This window comes from Actinomadura sp., assembly GCF_044508335.1.
Classification (GTDB): Bacteria; Actinomycetota; Actinomycetes; order Streptosporangiales; family Streptosporangiaceae; genus Spirillospora.
This window is the reverse complement of sequence record NZ_JBIQHY010000050.1, coordinates 25994-44444: the sequence shown is the minus strand read 5'-3', so window position 1 is coordinate 44444 and position 18451 is coordinate 25994. Positions and strand designations below refer to the sequence as shown.

General features: G+C 70.9%; 13 protein-coding genes and 1 other RNA gene. 4 read left to right on the top strand and 10 right to left on the bottom strand.

The annotated features are described in order from the left end of the window. Window positions 1-51: 51 nt before the first annotated feature. The 8 genes from ACIWVC_RS18535 to ftsE all read right to left on the bottom strand — a co-directional run bounded on the left by ACIWVC_RS18535 (window position 52) and on the right by ftsE (window position 8277). Complete coding sequence (locus ACIWVC_RS18535; protein WP_396448883.1) at window positions 52-1284, bottom strand: FxsB family cyclophane-forming radical SAM/SPASM peptide maturase; 1233 nt, start codon at window positions 1282-1284, stop codon at window positions 52-54. 69 nt (window positions 1285-1353) lie between these two features. Next, window positions 1354-1878, bottom strand: a complete 525-nt coding sequence (locus ACIWVC_RS18530) for a GNAT family N-acetyltransferase (protein ID WP_396448882.1) — start codon at window positions 1876-1878, stop codon at window positions 1354-1356. 257 nt (window positions 1879-2135) lie between these two features. Next, window positions 2136-2508: a transfer-messenger RNA gene (ssrA, locus tag ACIWVC_RS18525) on the bottom strand. Between the two features lie 296 nt (window positions 2509-2804). Further along, entirely contained in the window at window positions 2805-4745 is a 1941-nt protein-coding gene (locus ACIWVC_RS18520; RefSeq protein WP_396448881.1) for a penicillin-binding transpeptidase domain-containing protein, read from the bottom strand. A 9-nt stretch (window positions 4746-4754) separates the two neighbouring features. After that, window positions 4755-5255, bottom strand: a complete 501-nt coding sequence (gene smpB / locus ACIWVC_RS18515) for an SsrA-binding protein SmpB (protein ID WP_396448880.1) — start codon at window positions 5253-5255, stop codon at window positions 4755-4757. 4 nt (window positions 5256-5259) lie between these two features. Continuing rightward, window positions 5260-6459, bottom strand: a complete 1200-nt coding sequence (locus tag ACIWVC_RS18510; RefSeq protein WP_396448879.1) for a S41 family peptidase — start codon at window positions 6457-6459, stop codon at window positions 5260-5262. A gap of 92 nt (window positions 6460-6551) precedes the next feature. Continuing rightward, entirely contained in the window at window positions 6552-7457 is a 906-nt protein-coding gene (ftsX, locus tag ACIWVC_RS18505) for a permease-like cell division protein FtsX (protein WP_396448878.1), read from the bottom strand. A 130-nt stretch (window positions 7458-7587) separates the two neighbouring features. After that, a complete protein-coding gene (ftsE, locus tag ACIWVC_RS18500; protein WP_021597771.1) occupies window positions 7588-8277 on the bottom strand; it encodes a cell division ATP-binding protein FtsE in 690 nt (229 codons plus the stop codon). A gap of 411 nt (window positions 8278-8688) precedes the next feature. On the opposite strand from ftsE, the gene ACIWVC_RS18495 reads away from it, so the two are divergent. Then, window positions 8689-8874, top strand: a complete 186-nt coding sequence (locus ACIWVC_RS18495; RefSeq protein ID WP_396448877.1) for a hypothetical protein — start codon at window positions 8689-8691, stop codon at window positions 8872-8874. Between the two features lie 25 nt (window positions 8875-8899). On the opposite strand, the gene ACIWVC_RS18490 is transcribed toward ACIWVC_RS18495, so the two are convergent. Further along, window positions 8900-9958 (bottom strand): hypothetical protein, encoded by a 1059-nt coding sequence (locus tag ACIWVC_RS18490; protein ID WP_396448876.1) that lies wholly within the window; start codon window positions 9956-9958, stop codon window positions 8900-8902. Window positions 9959-10106: 148 nt separating this feature from the next. Here ACIWVC_RS18490 and prfB point away from each other — a divergent pair, with 148 nt between their 5' ends. The 3 genes from prfB to ACIWVC_RS18475 all read left to right on the top strand — a co-directional run bounded on the left by prfB (window position 10107) and on the right by ACIWVC_RS18475 (window position 13410). Beyond that, window positions 10107-11219: a peptide chain release factor 2 gene (prfB, locus tag ACIWVC_RS18485; RefSeq protein ID WP_396448875.1), complete on the top strand. Its 1113-nt coding sequence runs from the start codon at window positions 10107-10109 to the stop codon at window positions 11217-11219. Window positions 11220-11380: 161 nt separating this feature from the next. Then, complete coding sequence (locus tag ACIWVC_RS18480; protein WP_396448874.1) at window positions 11381-12355, top strand: hypothetical protein; 975 nt, start codon at window positions 11381-11383, stop codon at window positions 12353-12355. 152 nt (window positions 12356-12507) lie between these two features. Continuing rightward, the gene (locus ACIWVC_RS18475) at window positions 12508-13410 is read left to right on the top strand and encodes a hypothetical protein (RefSeq protein WP_396448873.1); all 903 of its coding nucleotides are present in this window, start codon (window positions 12508-12510) and stop codon (window positions 13408-13410) included. Between the two features lie 49 nt (window positions 13411-13459). On the opposite strand, the gene ACIWVC_RS18470 is transcribed toward ACIWVC_RS18475, so the two are convergent. Then, window positions 13460-18301, bottom strand: coding sequence for an NAD-glutamate dehydrogenase (locus ACIWVC_RS18470; RefSeq protein WP_396454363.1), 4842 nt, complete (start codon window positions 18299-18301; stop codon window positions 13460-13462). Between the last annotated feature and the right edge of the window lie 150 nt (window positions 18302-18451).

Genomic DNA, 18451 nt, shown 5'->3' with positions numbered 1-18451 from the left:
GGTCTTCCTGGAGGGACGCCGGCTGGACGCCGACTTCGACCCGCCGCCGATCTAGACCCGGCCCGCCGCGCCCACGGGCTCGGCGGCCAGTTCGCGGCCGATCACGTCCCGGATGTGGCTGATCAGTTTGAACAGGTCACGGCAGTAGACCGAGGGATTGCGGAACCCGGTGCCCGACCGGTACCGGTGCGGGTAGAGACCGCCTCCGCAGACCTCGTGCGCCGGGCAGGCCAGGCACTGCTCCGACAGCGCCCGCCGACCGATCTGCCGCGCCGCGACCGACGGCAGCGACAGGACGGCGTCGAACGGGTCGCGGGAAACGTGCAGCCGCGTACCGGCGGCCCCTTCATAGGCGGACTTCAGCGAGTCGACCTGCTCGATCTCGCCATTGGTCTCGACGACGGCCACGGCCACCGGGGACAACCCGACTGCCTCGCTCGCCGACATCCGGCCGAACAACAACCGGATGATCTCGCTGAACAACCGGATCCGCACCTCCGCGGCCTCCCCGCCGTACCAGCGGTCGAAGATGGCGATGAGCCAGTCCCCGTAGGGCGTCGACTCGTCCGGCGGACGTCCCGGCGGGGGCGTGTCCCAGTTCCCGTGCGGCAGCAGGAAGTCCATGCCGGGCGGCCCGAAGGACAGCAGCGACTCGTAGGTGGCGATCGGGTCGTTGCGCAGTTCGACCGTGCTCAGCAGGCCGCCGAACAGATGCCGGTACCGCGGCCGGGTGAGGCTCTCAAGCCCGTCCCGCACCGCACGGTAGCTGCCGCGGCCGTCGGCGCGGCGCCGGTGCCGGTCATGCCCCTCTTCGTCACCGTCCACGCTCACGCCCACCGAGACGTCGTACTCGGCGAAGAGATCGAGGAACAGCTCATCGAGCAGGACGCCGTTGGTCTGCACACTGAAGCCGACGCGCACATCCGGCTCGCAAGCAGCCAACAGGACTTCGATCGCATGTCGCAGATGCTCCACACCGGCGAGCAGCGGCTCCCCGCCGTGCAGGACGACCTCGACCTTCGATAACAGGTTCGTCCGGGCATGCTCGGCGATGCGCTGCGCCGTCCATTCGAGGACCTGCCGCGACATCCGCCGCGGCTGCCGCCGCCATCCCTGGTCGGCCATCTCGTACATGTAGCAGTAGTCGCACGCCAGGTTGCAGCGGCTGTGCACCTTGAGGATGAAGTCGCGGATCGGCGTGGGCCGCCACCCGCTTTCCAGGAGACCGCGCACGTCCAAGCCGCTGGGCCACTCCGTGCCGGGTTCGCCGCTGCGGACGCCCACCTGCCGGCCTCCCGCTGAGATCAACGACCCGGAGCCATTCCGTACTGATATGTCTGGTTTGCAAGATCGCTAAACATGATCGGCCGTACGGGCCCACCGCTCGTGGTCCCGCCACACCCCGTCGATCTTGATGAACTGCGGCGAGAACCCCTCCTTGCGGAACCCGAGCCGCCGGACAAGCTTGACGGACGCGACGTTCTCCGGCTGGATGTCCGCCTCCACCCGGTGCAGCCCCAGTTCCTCGAAGGCGTACGCGACCGCGAGCCCGACCCCTTCGCTCATGTATCCCCGCCCCGCGTAGGGCAGGAAGGCCGCATACCCGATCATGCCGCGCTGGTAGCACCCGCGGACGATCCCGTTGATGTTGACGGTCCCGACGAGATCTCCGCCCTCGCGCAGGCAGATGACCATCCCCACCGCGGAGACCTGGTCGAACCGCGCCAGATAGTCCGCGAAGTGCGCCGACGACTCGGGCAGCTTGACCCACGGCCGGTGGAACACGGCGCTGGCGCGCGCCAGTTCGATGAACCGCGCCTCGTCGTCCGGCCGGACCTGCCGGACCGCCACGCGGGTGCCCACCCCCAACACGCTCACCCGCGAAATCTAGCGCCTATCCGACCCCGGCCAGCACGCCCACCGCCGAGAGCACCGCGACCAGCTGTCCCGGACGTGGACCCGGCATACGGGTTCCGGTGTCTGCTGTGGCCTCGCCGCGTTGTTGCCGCAGGGTGGGCGATGGGCTCAGCCGGGAGAAGGCGGGGGCGGAGTCCCTGCGTCGGGGGCTAGGGGCGCCTTTCGGATGGCATAACAAAACGACGTGTGCTCGGCGGTCGCCGAACACACGTCGTCCAGAGTGGAGGTGGCGGGAATCGAACCCGCGTCCTTCGGTGATGAGTCAGGGCTTCTCCGGGTGCAGCCTGCTTGGCGTTTTCTCAGCCCCGGCGCTCACGCAGGCGTGTCGCCGACGGGCTCAGTCGCTGTTGGGTTTCCCTACCGGCCCCGCGACCGGGTCGGTAGGTGGAGTCTCCTTACGATGCCAGGTCCCGGGCCGGAGACGCTCCCGGGCTGACAGAGTTCGCTCCTCGCTCAGGCGGCGAGGGCGAACTCGGACTGCTTCTTGTTGGCAGTTATTTGTTTGCTGTCACAGGATTTACGAGGTCACGACAGCAACCCTCGACCCGCTTCCCCTGGCTCGAACGACCGAAGTCGAAGCCGGTCACCCCCATGTTCAGTTGTCAAAGCGGGCGTCCGAGGACGTCCGCACGATGACGTTACTAGGGTAACGCGCCCGCGGGCAACGTTAATCCCCGCAGACGACCGTGAGCCCCGGTGGGCGCGGTGCCCACCGGGGTCGACCGGCAGGGTCGGGCCGGTCCGGACGGCAGAGCCTCCCCCGAGACGAGGCTCTGGTCTCATCACGGCGACTGAGTCCGCAACCCCCCAAGCGGTGTCTCAGTCACCCGTAATGACGTCCGGGGGCGGGCGGATGGTTGCGTCCGGCGTGTAAAGAGATTCTCAAATCAGGAGTGGCCGGTCAGGAACTTGGCGGCGAGCTTGGCGGTGTTGACGCGGCCTTCGACGGCGATGGCGAAGGCGCGGTCGCCGGCGGAGCCGACGAACCAGGAGACGGTCTTGTTGTCGCCGCCGCGCACGTAGGTGGCGAGGGCGGCGACGCCGACGACGTCGCCGGAGACGCGGGCGGACTTCGCGTTGCCGCGGGTCGCGGTGCGGTTCAGGACGCGCTTCAGGCTGGCGATCGACTCCGACTGCAGGGACTGCGGCGCCGGCGCCTGGACGGTCTTCGTGATGTCCTGGTCCTTGAGGACGTACGGGGGCTTCCAGGTGCCGTTCTGCGCGGCGGCGGCCACGAGGGCCATGGCGAGGGGGCTCACCTCGACGCCGCTCTCGCCGACCATCGTGGCGGCCTTCTCGCCGTCGTTGGCGGGGGTGGGCACGGAACCGGTGAACGCGGGGACGATGAGGCCCCAGTCCTTGCCGATGCCGAACTGGGCGGCCTCCCGGACGAGGGCCTGCGCGTCGAGCTTGCCGCTGAGCTGCGCGAGGGACGTCTTGCACGACGCGGCGAACGCGTTGGCGAGGGAGCCCTCGCCGCCCGCCCGGTTCGCGAACGTCTTGCCGCCGACGGTGACGGTGCCCGGGCAGGTGGTCTTGGTGCCGTCGTCCAGGCCGGCCTGGGAGAACAGGGCCTCCGCGGACACGATCCCGAACGTCAGGCCGGGCGGGTAGTGGCCCTCGAAGGCGCGGTTCTCGCCGTTCGTCCCGTGGTTGGACACGGCGAGGACCTCGCCGGTGCTCGGCCGCACCACCACCATGGACGCCGGGTACGGCAGCGCCCGGAGCGTGAAGTCGGCGCGGGCCTGGTAGGCGGGGTCGAGGGTGGTCTGGACGCCCTTCGGCTCCTGGCCCGGCCAGGAGCGCAGCTCCTCGGTGTTCTTGCCCGTCTCGTCCTGCGCGACGACGCGGACGGTGGGGGTTCCGGCGAGGCGGCGCTGCTGCAGCAGCTGGATGCCGCTGACCCCGATCGTGTCGCCCGGCTGGTACGGGGCGCCGACCTGCTGGAGCCGGTCGGCGGTGGCGGGGCCGAGTTCGCCGATGAGCTCCGGCGCGTAGGCGGGCGCGATCGGCGCCCGGATCTGGCGGAGCTGCAGGCCCGGGATGGCGTTGAGCCGCCGGACGAGCGCGTTGTGCGCGGGCACCTGGAGGGTCAGCAGGGGCAGGAAGTCCTGCGGCGGGGCGGACCGGACGCGGCCGAGGAGGCGTTCGGCGTCGAGGCGGCGCCCGCCGTCCATCTTGGCCTGCTTGGCGAGCTGCTCCAGCGTCTTCTGCGGGTCGGCGAGCTGGCCGGGGTACACGCCGACGTTGTAGGCGCCGACCTCGCGCAGCACGGGGCGGCCCCGCGTGTCGGTGATGGGGGCGCGCTTCGGCACCTCGGTCACCACGGCGAGCCGCTGCCCCGGCTTCAGCTTGGTGTTGATGATGGACGGGCTCCAGACGACCTTCCACTCGCCGCCGACGCGCCGCAGGTGCATGAGGCCGGGGTACTCCCACGGCTGGCCGTTCTCACCGAGGTCGATCTTGACGGTGAAGCGCGCGTCGGCCTCGTCGCCCTTCTTGACGATCTGGTCGACGTCGCTGCCCTCCACCTCGGTGCCGAGGGACAGCCGCAGCGACGCCGCGTCGAGCTGCTGGCGGACGCGGGCGAGGGCGTCGGCGACCTCCTCCTTGTCGGCGCCGGTCGTGCGCGCGGCGGCCGCCTCGTAGTTGCCGACCTGCCAGGCGATCAGGAAGTCGCGGACGGCCGGCATCGCGGACGGCTCGGCGAGGGCGCCCGGCATCATGCTCGCGCCGACGGCGCCGCAGGCGATCAGGGCGCCGCCCGCGACGGCGATCGCCCGCCGGGGGATCCTGGGCGGTCCGCCCCGCCGGCCTCGGTTCTTCATCGACACCCTTCACCGTCTCCTGAACCGGGCCGCCGCCGCTTTCTGCATCTCGCGGTCGGCTTCCCGCTTGGCGATGGCCTGGCGCTTGTCGTAGGACTTCTTACCACGAGCGAGGCCGATCTCGACCTTGGCCTTGCCGTCCTTGAAGTACAGGGAGAGCGGGATCAGCGTCCAGCCCGGCTCGGACGACTTGGCGATGATCTTCTGGATCTCGCGCTTGTGCAGCAGCAGCTTGCGGCGCCGGCGGGGCGCGTGGTTCGTCCAGGTGCCCTGGGTGTACTCGGGGATGTGGACGTTCTCCAGCCACACCTCCCCGTCCATCACGTGCGCGTAGCCGTCGACGAGGGAGGCGCGCCCGGCGCGGAGCGCCTTGACCTCGGTGCCCATCAGCACCATGCCCGCCTCCCACGTGTCGTCGATGTGGTAGTCGTAGCGGGCGCGCTTGTTCTGGGCGATGAGCTTCCGCCCGGTGTCCTTCTTGTCCTTCTTGCGCCCGGTGTCCCGTGCCACGTCCTCAGTCCTTGTCCGGCGTTCGTCTGTCGAGCACGGTCGCGTGGAGGCCGCGCAGCACCGTCCGGGCGCGCCGCTCGGCCGCCTCCGGCGGGCGGTCGGCGGACACCGCCACGTCCGGCTCGATCCCGACCCCGTCGAGGTTACGGCCGCCCGGGGTGCGGTAGCGACCGACGGTCAGCTCGATGACCGACCCGTCGGCGAGCTCGATCGGCTCCTGGACCGAGCCCTTCCCGTATGTACGCGATCCTACGATCACCGCGCGGTCCCGGTCGCGCAGGGAACCCGCGACGATCTCCGCGGCGCTCGCGGTGCCGGCGTCGACGAGCACCACGAGCGGGACGTCCGGGTCGCCGGGCGAGGTGACCGTCCGCCGCTGCGCCGGCCTGCCGCGCGGCTCATAGGTGACGACCGGGCCGGAGGAGAGGAAGGACGACGCCGTCTCGACCGCCTCGTCCAGCAGCCCGCCGGGGTTGCCGCGCAGATCCAGCAGGACGCCGCCGGACGGCCTGCCGGACGGCGACCGCCCGGTGACGGCGGCGCGGACCTCCCCTCCCGTCCCGTGCGTGAAGGCGCCGACGCGGATCAGGCGCGCGTGCTCCGGAAGATCGGTCACGGTGACGTCTCCCCCGGGGACCGGTGTGCGGACGAGATGGAACCGCTTGGTTCGACGGCCGCGCTCGACGGTCAGTTCGACGGACTCGTCGGGACGTCCGCGCAGCGCCTCCGCCACGCGCGACATGTTCCAGCCGGCGACGGACCTGCCCCCGACGGCGGTGACCGCGTCCCCGGCGCGGACTCCGGCGCGCGCTGCGGGCGTTCCCGGCTGGACGCTGGCGACCAGCACGCGGCCTCCGGCGCCCGAGCCGCCGAGCCACAGCCCGACGCCGCTGTAGCGGCCGGTCAGCCGCCCTTCGACGTCGTCGTACTCATGGGCCGGGTAGTAGTGCGCCCACTTGTCGCCGAGGCCGCGCAGCATGCCTTCTATGGCGGCCCGGTCGAGCTCGCCGCGGCCGACCGGTCTCGCGGCCCGGCGGCCGATCTCCGTCGCGGCCTCGTCCAGCACGGACCCGCCGCCCGCGACGGCCGTGTGCCGCTGCGAGCCGGAACCGCTCACCACCCCGAGGGCGTAGGCGCAGACGATCGCCGCCGCGACGGCCAGCCCGCGCAGCGTCCGTCCCGGCCGCCTCCTCAGCGGAGGCACGGGTTCAGGGGCGACGCGGACCTGGACATGCGGCAAGTGTAGGGCGGACGGACCGCCCGGACCGGGCACTCCGCCCGGATCGGCTCAGCACGTCAGATCTTCAGGTATCTGCGCAGCGTCAGGAACGATGCGACGGCGCAGAGCAGCACACCGAAGCAGATCGACACGATGATGACGGCTATCACCGTGCTCCAGCCGAGCTGGCTGACCAGCTGGACGTCCCCGGCCAATCGGTCGATCAGCAGTTTCTTGCTGAAGACCAGCAGGATCGAGGCGAACATGCCGCCGATCAGGCCGGCGATGGCGCCCTCCAGGATGAACGGCATCTGGATGTAGGTGTTGGACGCGCCGACCAGCCGCATGATGCCGGTCTCGCGGCGCCGGTTGAACGCCGACAGCCGGACGGTGTTGCCGACCAGCATCACCGCGGCGATCACCTGGATCAGCGCGATCGTCAGCGCGGCCACCTGCAGGCCGTTCAGGATCCGGAAGAACCGCTTCAGGATCTCCTGCTCGTTGATCACCGTGTCGACGCCGGGCTGGCCGAGCATCGCCTGCGCGACCGCCTTGTACTCCTCGGGGTTGCGCAGCTTGACCCGGAACGAGTCGGGGATGTCGCCCTCGCGGGTGCTCTCCACGAAGCCCGGCGAGCCGGAGAAGCGGTCCTTGAACCGCTCGTACGCCTGCTGCTTGTTCTCGTACTCGACGTTGGAGACCTGCGGCATCTTCTCCAGGCTCGCCTTGAGCGTCTGCCGCTGCTGGTCGGTGACGTCCTGCTTCTGGCAGCTGGGGTTGGAGCTCGTCTTGGCGCACAGGAAGATCGAGACCTCGATCTTGTCGTACCAGTAGCTCTTGGACGCGTCGACCTGCTGCCGCAGGAGCAGCCCGGTGCCGAAGAGCGCCATGGCGATGGCGACGGTGATGACGAGGGAGATCGTCATCGTCATGTTCCTGCGGAGACCGATCCAGATCTCCTGGAGAACGAACTGTACGCGCATGCCTCGCTGTCCTTGATCGCCTTTGGTCCGCCCGGGGCCCGGGCGGCCTCACGAGGAAACGCGGCCCGATGCGGGCGGTCCCCGCCTTCTGGCTGTCGTACGCCCCGGCGGGAATCGTTGGTTCAGATGGTCAGTACGCCTGGCCGTACACGCCGCGGGACTGGTCGCGGACGACGCGGCCGTCCTCCAGCTCGACGACGCGCTTGCGGAACGCGTCGACGATCGCGGCGTCGTGGGTGGCCATGACGACGGTGGTGCCGGTCCGGTTGATGCGGTCCAGAACCTTCATGATGCCGATCGAGGTGGCCGGGTCGATGTTCCCGGTGGGCTCGTCCGCCAGCAGGATCATCGGCCGGTTGACGAACGCCCGCGCGATCGCGACGCGCTGCTGCTCGCCGCCGGACAGCTCGTCCGGCATCCGGTGGGCCTTGCCCTCCAGGCCGACCAGGTCGATGACCTCGGGGACGACCTTGCCGATGAAGCGCCGCGGCTTGCCGATCACCTCGAGGGCGAACGCGACGTTCTCGAAGACGTTCTTGTTGGGCAGGAGGCGGAAGTCCTGGAAGACGCAGCCGATCCTGCGGCGCAGGTGCGGCACCTTCCAGTTGCTGAGCCTGCTCAGGTCCTTGCCCGCCACGTGCACGTGACCCTGGGAAGGACGCTCCTCCTTCAGGATGAGGCGCAGGAAGGTCGACTTGCCGGAGCCGGACGGACCCACCAGGAACAGGAACTCGCCCTTCTCGATGGCGACGTTCACATGCTGCAGGGCGGGCCGGTTCTGGCTCGGGTAGACCTTGGTGACGTTGTCGAAATGGATCACGGCTGCATCACGGCGGTTCGCTGTAGGGGTTGGGGAGCGGCCCGGCCCGCGGCCACGGACGCGTCCGTGAGCACTTGCCTGCGCCGCCCGGCTTCACGACCGGGTGGGACGCGGAGCCTTCGAGCAGTGTAGAGGGGACCGGGAACTACCTCGTCCCACTCGGCGCGGTACGGGCTTTCGAGGGCGTCACTCAGCCCGATCGGTGCGTTCCGTCCGATCAGTGCCATGTGATCCGTCTCCCGACGTCCGGCCGTATTCCTACCGTCCAGGTCCCGGACTTGCCGGAACGACCATACAGTCCGGCTACGCTGGATGATGGCGAAAGATACCTAATAAGTGGACGGACACCGAAGAAGCGGACGCTTCCCCGCACGGACCCGCACGCCGATCCGGGAGATTGGGGCCCACGACATGAGCTGCGAACACCTGATCTGCGCTCACTGCTCGAACCCGGTGGTCGAAGGGCGCTGCCCCTCGTGCCGGGCCGCCCGGTCGGAGATGCACCGGCACGGTCCGTCCATCCCGCCCGCGCTCGTCCTGGCCGCGCTGGTCGCCCTGCTGTTCGCCGCGCTCGTCCTGCGCCGCATGTACGGCTGAGCGGTACCGCCGGGCCCGCGGCCCGTCAGGGCTTCTTGAGCGGGGGCGTCGCGGCCTTGGTGACCGCGCCGGCGTCGGCGATCATGTGCGCCTTGGCCTGCGCCCTGCCCTTCTTCGCCTTCGGCGGGTCGTAGGCGGCGAAGTGCAGCGTCGTGGTCGTGTCGACCTCGTTGCCCTCGACCGTCCCGTCCAGGAGGTGCTCGGCGTCCTCGGGGATCTCCGGCTTGGGGGCGTCCGGGTCTTCGCCGGCCAGCGCGGTGTTGCGGAACAGCGAGTAGATGACGAGGCCGCCGCCGCTCTCCGTCCGCAGCCCGAAGTAGGGGAACGGCGTCGCCGTGTAGACGACCTGGAGCTTGAGGTCCTTCTTCTTGGCCTTCTTCTTCGCGCGCTTGTCGTCCCGGTAGAAGCCGGTCGTCACGTCGCTCGACTTCATCACCTTGGCGGCGACGCTGCCGCCGCCTTCCGCGGCGATCGTCGCCTGGATCCCGCCGACGTCGCGGGGGCGGATCAGCAGGGACGTGTCGTCGGTGCTGAGCGCCTCCGCGTACCCGTCGTCGCCGATCGCGACCTTCGGCTCCTTGGCCTTCTTCTGGAGCTCCGTGGCGAGGGTGAGCTTCCAGCGGTCGGACTGCCCGCGCAGGACGAACGCCATCAGCACCCTGTGCTCGCTCTTGGGCTTGCCCATCACCGAGCGCTCGACCGACACCACGAACCACTGCGGGTAGGTGCCGTCCTTCAGTTTCGGCACGTACAGCTTCGGCTCGCCGTAGGCGAACCGCCGCACGGGGTCGCCGTCGTAGGCGGCCTTGCGGAACTCGGCGGCGGTGAGCTGGGACTGGCCGTCGGACGTCCAGGTGAGCGCCAGCCGCTCGTCGCCGGCGGCGCGGGCCACGTCCTCGTCGGTGACATAGGTGCGGAACGCCTGCTCCGCGACGTCCGGGGTCAGCGGCACCGGGGCGGGCGGCGACGTCTCGGGCACGCTGACGGTGGGCCGCGCCCGCGACTCGCCCTCGGCGCAGCCCGCGGCCGTGAGCGCCAGGATGAGCGGCACCGCGACCGCGATCACCCGCAGGAACCTGTGCAAAGACCCGTCCCCCGGACCGGTATCAATGCCGGCCGTCCTCGGCCGACCTCCTCGGCCCGTGATTCTGCCATCCACATGATATTGCCCCCGCGACCAGGCGGCGTCGGGACGGCGATGAGCACTGCCGGGACGGCGATAAGCTCGGAGCGTGGCAGCCATGGATCCGGAAGAGCAGCTCAAGGAGCTCGGCGCGACGCTCACCAGCATCGAGCAGGTGCTGGACCTCGACGGCATGCGCCGCGACATCGCCGAGCTGCGCGAGCAGTCGGCCGACCCCGACCTGTGGAGCGACCAGGAGCGCGCCCAATCGGTGACCCGGCGCCTCTCGCACCTCGAGAGCGAGCTGAACCGGGTCGAGGGCCTGCGCCAGCGGCTGGACGACGCCGCCACGCTGTACGAGCTGGCCCGCGAGATGGACGACGCCGACACCCGGGCCGAGGCCGACGAGGAGCTCGCGGCGCTGCACAAGGCCATCCAGCAGCTGGAAGTGCGCACGCTCATGTCGGGCGAGTACGACTCGCGCGAGGCGCTGATCACCATCAACGCGCAGGCCGGGGGCGTCGACGCGGCCGACTGGGCCGAGCAGCTCCAGCGGATGTACCTGCGCTGGGCCGAGCGGCACGGCTACCCCACCGAGGTCTACGAGACGTCCTACGCCGAAGAGGCCGGGATCAAGTCGACCACGTTCACGGTGAAGGCCCCCTACGCGTACGGGACGCTGCGCGGCGAGCACGGCACGCACCGGCTGGTGCGGATCTCCCCGTTCGACAACCAGGGCCGCCGGCAGACGTCGTTCGCCGGCCTGGACGTCGTCCCCGTGGTCGAGCAGAGCGACCACGTCGACATCGACGAGAACGACCTGCGGGTGGACGTGTACCGGTCGTCCGGGCCGGGCGGCCAGGGCGTCAACACGACCGACTCGGCGGTGCGGATCACCCACATCCCGACCGGGATCGTCGTGTCCTGCCAGAACGAGCGCAGCCAGCTGCAGAACAAGGCCACGGCCATGAACGTCCTGCAGGCCAAGCTCCTGGAGCGCAAGCGCCAGGAGGAGGCGGAGAAGATGTCCGAGCTGCGCGGCGAGGGGACGAGCAGCTGGGGCACGCAGATCCGCAACTACGTGCTGCACCCGTACCAGATCGTCAAGGACCTGCGCACCGGCGTCGAGGCAGGCAACCCCTCCGCGGTGCTGGACGGCGACATCGACGAGTTCATCGAGGCCGAGATCCGCTGGATGCGGCAGCGGGAGACGGCCTCCTGACCCCCTCGGCCTGACCGCCGCCCGGCCCCCGGCCCGACCCGTGCCCGACCCACGGCGGCCGCAGGTGACCTTCCACAGAGTTCCGCATTCGCAGAGTGACTGCGCGGTCACTCTGCGAGGATGGCGCGTGGTCCGGATCACCGTCGCCATTCGGGGGCCTCATGGCACGCACACTCGTTCCGATCCTCCTGCCCGGCCTGCTCGCCGCGGCGCTCGCCGCGGGCTGCTCCGGCGGCTCCGCCGCCGAGGCGGCGAAGCCCAGGGGGGCGCCCGCGCTGACCGCGGCGCAGGCGCAGCAGGTGCTCGCGTCCTACGCGCACGGAGCGAACCGCGCGGGGAGGCGGCTCAGCGGCAAGGCGCTGCGCGCGGTCGAGGCCGACCCGCAGCTGTCGATGGACGCGGCCGCGCTGAAGCTCCGGCGGGCCGTCCGGCGGCGCCCGCCGAAGCTGGCCTTCAGCGACACCGCGTTCTACATCCCGCGGCTCACCGGCTACCCGCACTGGTTCGCGGCCGACACCGTCACCGGCGAGGGCGACCGGGCCGTGCGGCACGCGATGCTGTTCACGCAGGCCAAGGCGGGGGCGCCGTGGCTGCTGGCGGCCGACCCGTACCCGTCCGCGCCGGCGCTGCGCGAGATCGCCCTCGACCCGGAGGGGTACGCCGCACCGGTCGACCCCGCCGCGAAGGACCTCGCGGTCGCGCCCGCGAAGCTGCCGCAGGCGCACGCCGCGCTGCTCACCGACGGTCCGCGCGCGTCCGGCGCCGCGCTGCTGGCCGACGGGGCGAAGACCAACGAGACCTACAAGGCGCTCAAACAGGGCGAGCAGGCGCTGGCGGGCCGCGGCGTCACGCTGTCGTCCCGGTTCTCCCCCGCGCCGTACCAGGTGTTCGCGCTGCGCACCAAGGACCGCGGGGCGGTCGTCTGGTACGTCCTGAAGCAGAACGAGGCGTACTCCGCGGCGAAACGGGGCAGGCTGGCGGTCAGCGGGGATCTCGTCGGGCTCGCCCCGGCCAGGGCCGCCAAGACGCGCATGGACACGACCGTCCTCGTGCAGTACCTGGCCACCGTTCCCGCCAAGGGCCGCGCCGCGGTCAGCGGCATGTACCGCAAGGCCGTCGCCGTGCACGGCGCCTGAACTCCGCCGGGTGCCGGGCGGCCCCGCCTTCCGACCGCTGCGCGGGCCGCCCGGCACCCGGCGGGTCACCTCCCCCGGCGGCTCGGCCTGGGCTTCCGCGAAGCTCTAAACTGGCGCGGCAAGTCCGACGAACTCGTCCGCTGAGGTGGGCCGTGCTCCGTGTGCGTCACCTGGCCGTGGCCGCGCTCCTGCTCGCGGCGGCCGGGTGCTCCAGGCCGGCGCCGGACGCCGCGACGGGCGCGAAGGAGCCGAGCGGCGAGCCCGCCGTGACGGCCGGCGAGTCGCTCGACGTCCTCAAGGACTGGACGGCGCGGCACAACGAGGCCATCGCCTCGGGTGACGAGCGGCAGTGGCGCGAGGCCGTGACGGGTGCGCTGGAGGCCCCGGTCGGCGCCCGGGTGCACACCTACGGGAAATTGCCCAAGACGGCGGAGATCTCGCTGGCGAACCCCGTGTTCTACGTGCCGCGCCTGGACGGTTTCCCCAAATGGTTCGGCGTCGCGGCGCTGGAGCGGTCGGCCGGCGGGGAGCAGCAGATCCTCGGGGTCTTCGTGAAGGCGAAGAAGGGGGACGGCTGGCGCGCCGCGCACTGGCTGACGTTCCAGGGGCAGCCGCCGCAGCTCGCGTACGACGAGGAGGGGTACGCGGTGCCGGCGCCCGACCGCGGCCTGCCGGCCGCGCACGCGAAGTACCTCGCGAGCGGCGACGAAAGCGCCGTGGTCCCCGACGCCTACTCGCGGAACGCCCGGGCGAAGAAGATCGGCGACTGGACGTCCGAGCCCGGCGGGTTCACGCCCGGCCCCGGCCCGTCCTACGCCCTGCGGACCAAGGACGGCGGGTCGCTGGTCTGGTACGGGCTGAAGCAGGAGCAGACGCTCACCGGCGGCGCGGACGACACCCTTCCGGCGGAGGTCCGCGACTACCTGGACAAGAACGACGACAAGCCGGGCAAGACGCTTCGCACGTCCTGGCAGTGGCTGGCCATCGGGTACGCGCCGCCCTCCGGCAAGGCCCGCGTCCTCGGCGAGTCGGTCTCCCTGACGGCCGCCCGCTGAAGGCACCCGGCGCCCGCCCCGAGCGAACGGGACGGGCGCCGGAGGGCTCTCAGGCTTCCTTGGAAGGCAGCGAGCTGGCCGTGACCAGGGTGCGGATCGCGCCCAGGGCCACCGACAGGGTGGCGAGGTCGAAGCTGTCGCTCTCCCAGATCTCGCTCAGCGTCTGCTGGGCGCGCTGGACGGCCGGCTTGTTCTTCTCCGCCCAGTGGATCAGGCGCTGCTCGGGACGGCCGCCGGGCTCGCTGGTGATCAGGACGTCCCTGGTGAGGGCCGAGTGCGCCGCGTACAGGTCGTCGCGGAGCGCGGAGCGGGCCAGCGTGCGCCACTTGTCGTCGCGCGGCAGCGCGATGATCCGCTCCCGGAGCCGGGACAGCTGGAGGCGGTCCGCCAGGTCGAAGTAGACCTCGGCGACCTCCTCCACCGGGCGGCCCGTGTCGTGCGCGACCCCCACCAGGTCGAACGTGGAGTAGGCGGGCACGAACGCGGCGCACTGCTCGGCCAGCTCGTCCGGCACCCCGAGTTCGGCGAAGCCGTCGCGGCGCTGCTCGAACGCGGCCAGGTCGAGGCCGACGAGCAGCTTCGAGACCTGCGCGCCGAGGGTCGCCGCGCCGCCGCTGAAGAAGTCGATGCTCTCCTGTATGTCGAACGGGGGCCGCCGGTTGTGCAGCAGCCAGCGGGCGGCGCGCTCGGTCAGCTTGCGCGCCTCCAGCAGCATCGCGATCTGCGTGGACTCCTCCACCTGGTGGGAGAGGCCCTCCACCGCGGCCCGGAAGCGCGGCATCTGGAACACCTCGCGGGCGACCAGGTAGGCGCGGGCGATGTCGGGCGACGACGCGCCCGTCTCCTCGTTCATCCGGAACACGAACGTGGAGCCGCTCGCGTTGACCACGTCGTTCACCACGGCCGTGGTGATGATCTCGCGGCGCAGGGGGTGCCGGTCCATGTAGCGGCGGAACCGCTCGCGCAGCGGGGTCGGGAAGTACTCCACCAGCCACGACTCCAGGTAGGGGTCGTCGGGCAGGTCGGAGGCGACGATCTCGGCGTCCAGCGCGAGCTTGGCGTAGGCGAGCAGGACGGAGAACTCGGGGCCGGTGAGGCCGTGCCCGGACTGCCGCCGCTCCGCGAGCGCCTTGTCGTCCGGCAGGAACTCCAGGTCCCGCTTCAGCCGGCCGTCGCGCTCCAGCTTGCGCATGTACCGGGCGTGGACGTGCAGCATCGCGGGCGCCTGCGCGCGGGACGCGGCGAGCACCACGTTCTGCGCGTAGTTGTCGCGCAGGACGAGCCGCCCGACCTCGTCGGTCATCTCGTAGAGCAGGGCGTCGCGCTGCTTGCCGGTCAGCTCGCCGTCCCGCACGACCTGGTCGAGCAGGATCTTGATGTTGACCTCGTGGTCGGAGGTGTCGACGCCGGCGGAGTTGTCGATGAAGTCGGTGTTGATGATGCCGCCGCCGCGCGCGAACTCTATGCGGCCGAGCTGGGTGACGCCGAGGTTGCCGCCCTCGCCGACGACCTTGCAGCGCAGCTCGGCGCCGTTCACCCGGACCGGGTCGTTGGCCTTGTCGCCGACGTCGGCGTTGCTCTCGATGGACGACTTGACGTAGGTGCCGATGCCGCCGTTCCACAGCAGGTCGACGGGCGCCTTGAGGACGGCCCGGATCAGCTCGTACGGGGTGAGCGCCTTCACCCCGTCCTCGATGCCGAGCGCCGCCCGCATCTGCGGGGTGACCTGGATCGACTTGGCGGTGCGGGGGAAGATCCCGCCGCCCTTGGAGATCAGCGCGGTGTCGTAGTCGGCCCAGCTGCTGCGCGGCAGCTCGAACAGGCGGCGGCGCTCGGCGAACGAGGCGGCCGCGTCCGGGTCGGGGTCGACGAAGATGTGCCGGTGGTCGAACGCGGCGACGAGCCGGATGTGCTCGGAGAGCAGCATCCCGTTGCCGAACACGTCCCCGGACATGTCGCCGATGCCGACGACGGTGAAGTCCTCGCTCTGGACGTCCTTGCCGAGCGAGCGGAAGTGGTACTTGACCGACTCCCAGGCGCCGCGGGCGGTGATGCCCATCGCCTTGTGGTCGTAGCCGACGGACCCGCCGGACGCGAACGCGTCGCCGAGCCAGAACCCGTACTCGGCGGCGACGCCGTTGGCGATGTCGGAGAACGTCGCGGTGCCCTTGTCGGCGGCGACGACCATGTAGGTGTCGTCGCCGTCGTGCCGGACGACGTTCGGCGGCGGGACGACCTTGCCGTCCACGAGGTTGTCGGTGAGGTCGAGCAGCCCGGAGATGAAGTCCTTGTAGCAGGCGATGCCGGCCTTCTGCCACGCCTCGCGGTCGACGGACGGGTCGGGGAGCTGCTTGCCGACGAAGCCGCCCTTCGCGCCCGCCGGGACGATGACGGTGTTCTTCACCGCCTGCGCCTTGACCAGGCCGAGGATCTCGGTGCGGAAGTCCTCGCGGCGGTCCGACCAGCGGAGGCCGCCGCGCGCGACCGCCCCGAACCGCAGGTGGACGCCCTCGACCTTCGGGGAGTACACGAAGATCTCGTACATGGGCCTCGGCTGCGGCAGGTCGGGGATCCGCGCCGGGTCGAACTTCATCGCCAGGTACGGCTTGCCCTGGTAGTGGTTCGTGCGCAGGGTCGCCTGGACGAGCGCGAGGTAGGCGCGCAGGATGCGGTCCTCGTCGAGGCTGGCGACGTCGTCGAGCTTGCCGGTGATCTCCTCGGCGATGCCGGCGCTGCGCTCCTCCTCGCCGCCCTGCAGGGTCGGGTCGAGGCGCGACTCCCACAGCCGGACGATCAGCCGGGTGATGGCGGCGTTGCGCAGCAGCACCTGCTCGACGTACCGCTTGGAGAACGTCATGCCGGTCTGCCGCAGGTACAGCGCGTAGGCGCGCAGGATCATCGCCTCGCGCCAGTTCAGCCCGACGTGCAGGACGAGCGCGTTGAACCCGTCGTTCTCGATGTCGCCGCGCCACAGCGCGGTGAACGCGTCCTGGAACAGGTCCTTGATGGCCTCTTCGGGGACGTCCTCCGGCGGGACGTACCGCAGCCCGAGGTCGTAGATCCAGAACCGGCGGCCGTCGGAGGTGACGATCTCGTAGGGGCGCTCGTCCACCACCTCGACGCCCATGTTCTGCAGCAGCGGCAGCACCCGGGACAGCGAGATCGGCTCGCCCAGCCGGTAGATCTTCAGCCGCCGCTCGCCCGGCTCCGCGCTGTACGGCTCGTACAGGTTGATGGAGGTGTCGCCCTCCCCGGTGAGCTCGTCGAGGCGGCGCAGGTCGGCGACGGCGGTGCGGGCGGGGAAGTCGGCCTTGTAGCCCTCGGGGAACGCCTCGCCGAACGCGCGGCCGAGCGTGCCGGAGCGCTCCTCGCCGCACTGCTCGACGATGGCGTCGGCGAGGTCGTCCTCCCAGGAGCGGGTGGCGTTCGCGAGCCGCTCCTCCAGCTCGGCGACGTCCACGTCCGGCAGCGGGCGGCCGCGCTCGCCGCGGACGACGACGTGCAGCCGCGCCAGCAGGGACTCGGTCACGTTCGCGCTGTAGTCGACGCTGACGCCGTTGAACGCCTCCTTCAGCAGGGCCTGGATGCGCAGCCGGACCTTGGTGGTGTAGCGGTCGCGCGGCAGGTACACCATGCACGACATGAAGCGCCCGTACAGGTCCTTGCGGAGGAACAGCTTCAGCTGGCGGCGCTCGCGGAGCCGGAGCACGCCGAGCGAGATCTTCAGCAGGTCGTCGACGGAGATCTGGAACAGCTCGTCGCGCGGGTAGCTCTCCAGCACCTCGATGAGGTCCTGGCCGTCGTAGCTGTCGGGGGTGAACCCGGCGCGCTCCAGCACCTCGTCCAGCTTGCGCTTCAGGACGGGCACGTGCGCGATCGACTCGCTGTAGGCGACGTGCGTGAACAGGCCGAGGAAGCGGCGCTCGCCGACGACCTCGCCGGACTCGTCGAACTTCTTCACCCCGATGTAGTCGAGGTACAGGGGGCGGTGGACGGTGGAGCGCGAGTTCGCCTTCGTGAGCACCAGCAGGTGCTTCTCCGTGGCCCGCTCGCGGACCTCGGGCGGCAGCGCGGCGAAGCTGTCGGACTCGCGCTTGTCGCTGCGCAGGATGCCGAGGCCGGTGCCCGGCTCGGGGCGCAGGGCGGTGCCGTCGTCGGTGAGCGTGTAGTCGCGGTAGCCGAGGAAGGTGAAGTGCCCGTCGGCCAGCCAGTCGAGCAGCTCGACGCCCTCGTCGATCTCCTTGTCCGGCAGCGGGGGCCGCTTCTCCTGGATCGCCCGGGCGATCTCGCCGGCGCGGGCGCGCATCTTGGGCTCGTCCTCGTAGGCGACCCTGACGTCCTGAAGGACGCGCAGGAGGTCCTTCTCCAGGGCGTCCAGGGCGGCGCGGTCGCTGGTGCGGTCGACCTCGATGTGGATCCACGACTCGTCGACGTCGGCGTCGCTGTCGAGCTTGTGGCGGAACGCCTTCAGGTGGCCCGCGACGTCGCGGTCCACGCCGAGCAGCGGGTGGACGATCAGGTGCGTGGTGAGCTGGTGCCGGGTCAGCTCCATCGTCACCGAGTCGACCAGGAACGGCATGTCGTCGGTGACGACCTGCACGACCGTGTGGCCGGGGTCCCAGCCGTACTCCTCCAGCGTCGGCGTGAAGACGCGCACCTTCGCGCGCCCCTGCGGCCGCTCCTCGCCGAGGGACCGGTGCGCCATCGCCGGGCCGCAGATGTCGGCCGGGTCCCGCGCCATCAGGTCCTCGTGGGCAACCTGCCGGTAGTAGAGCCGGAGGTACTCGAAGTCCTCCTCCACGTCCCCGCCGCGCGCCCCCGGGCGCTGCGCGCACGTCTCAGCGGCCCGCCTGAGCAGGTCGTCCTTCGCTTGATCGAGCATGCCGCTCATCAACAACTCCCCTTGAGACCTCTCGCCACCTCGTTGTGGCGCCGCTCACTGCACGAGCGTAGCCAGGAATCGCCGCAAAGCCGACCTGCTATGCAGCAAGGTCATCGTGGCCTATGCCACCCTGCCAGCCCGCCGGGCCCGCGCGCCGGT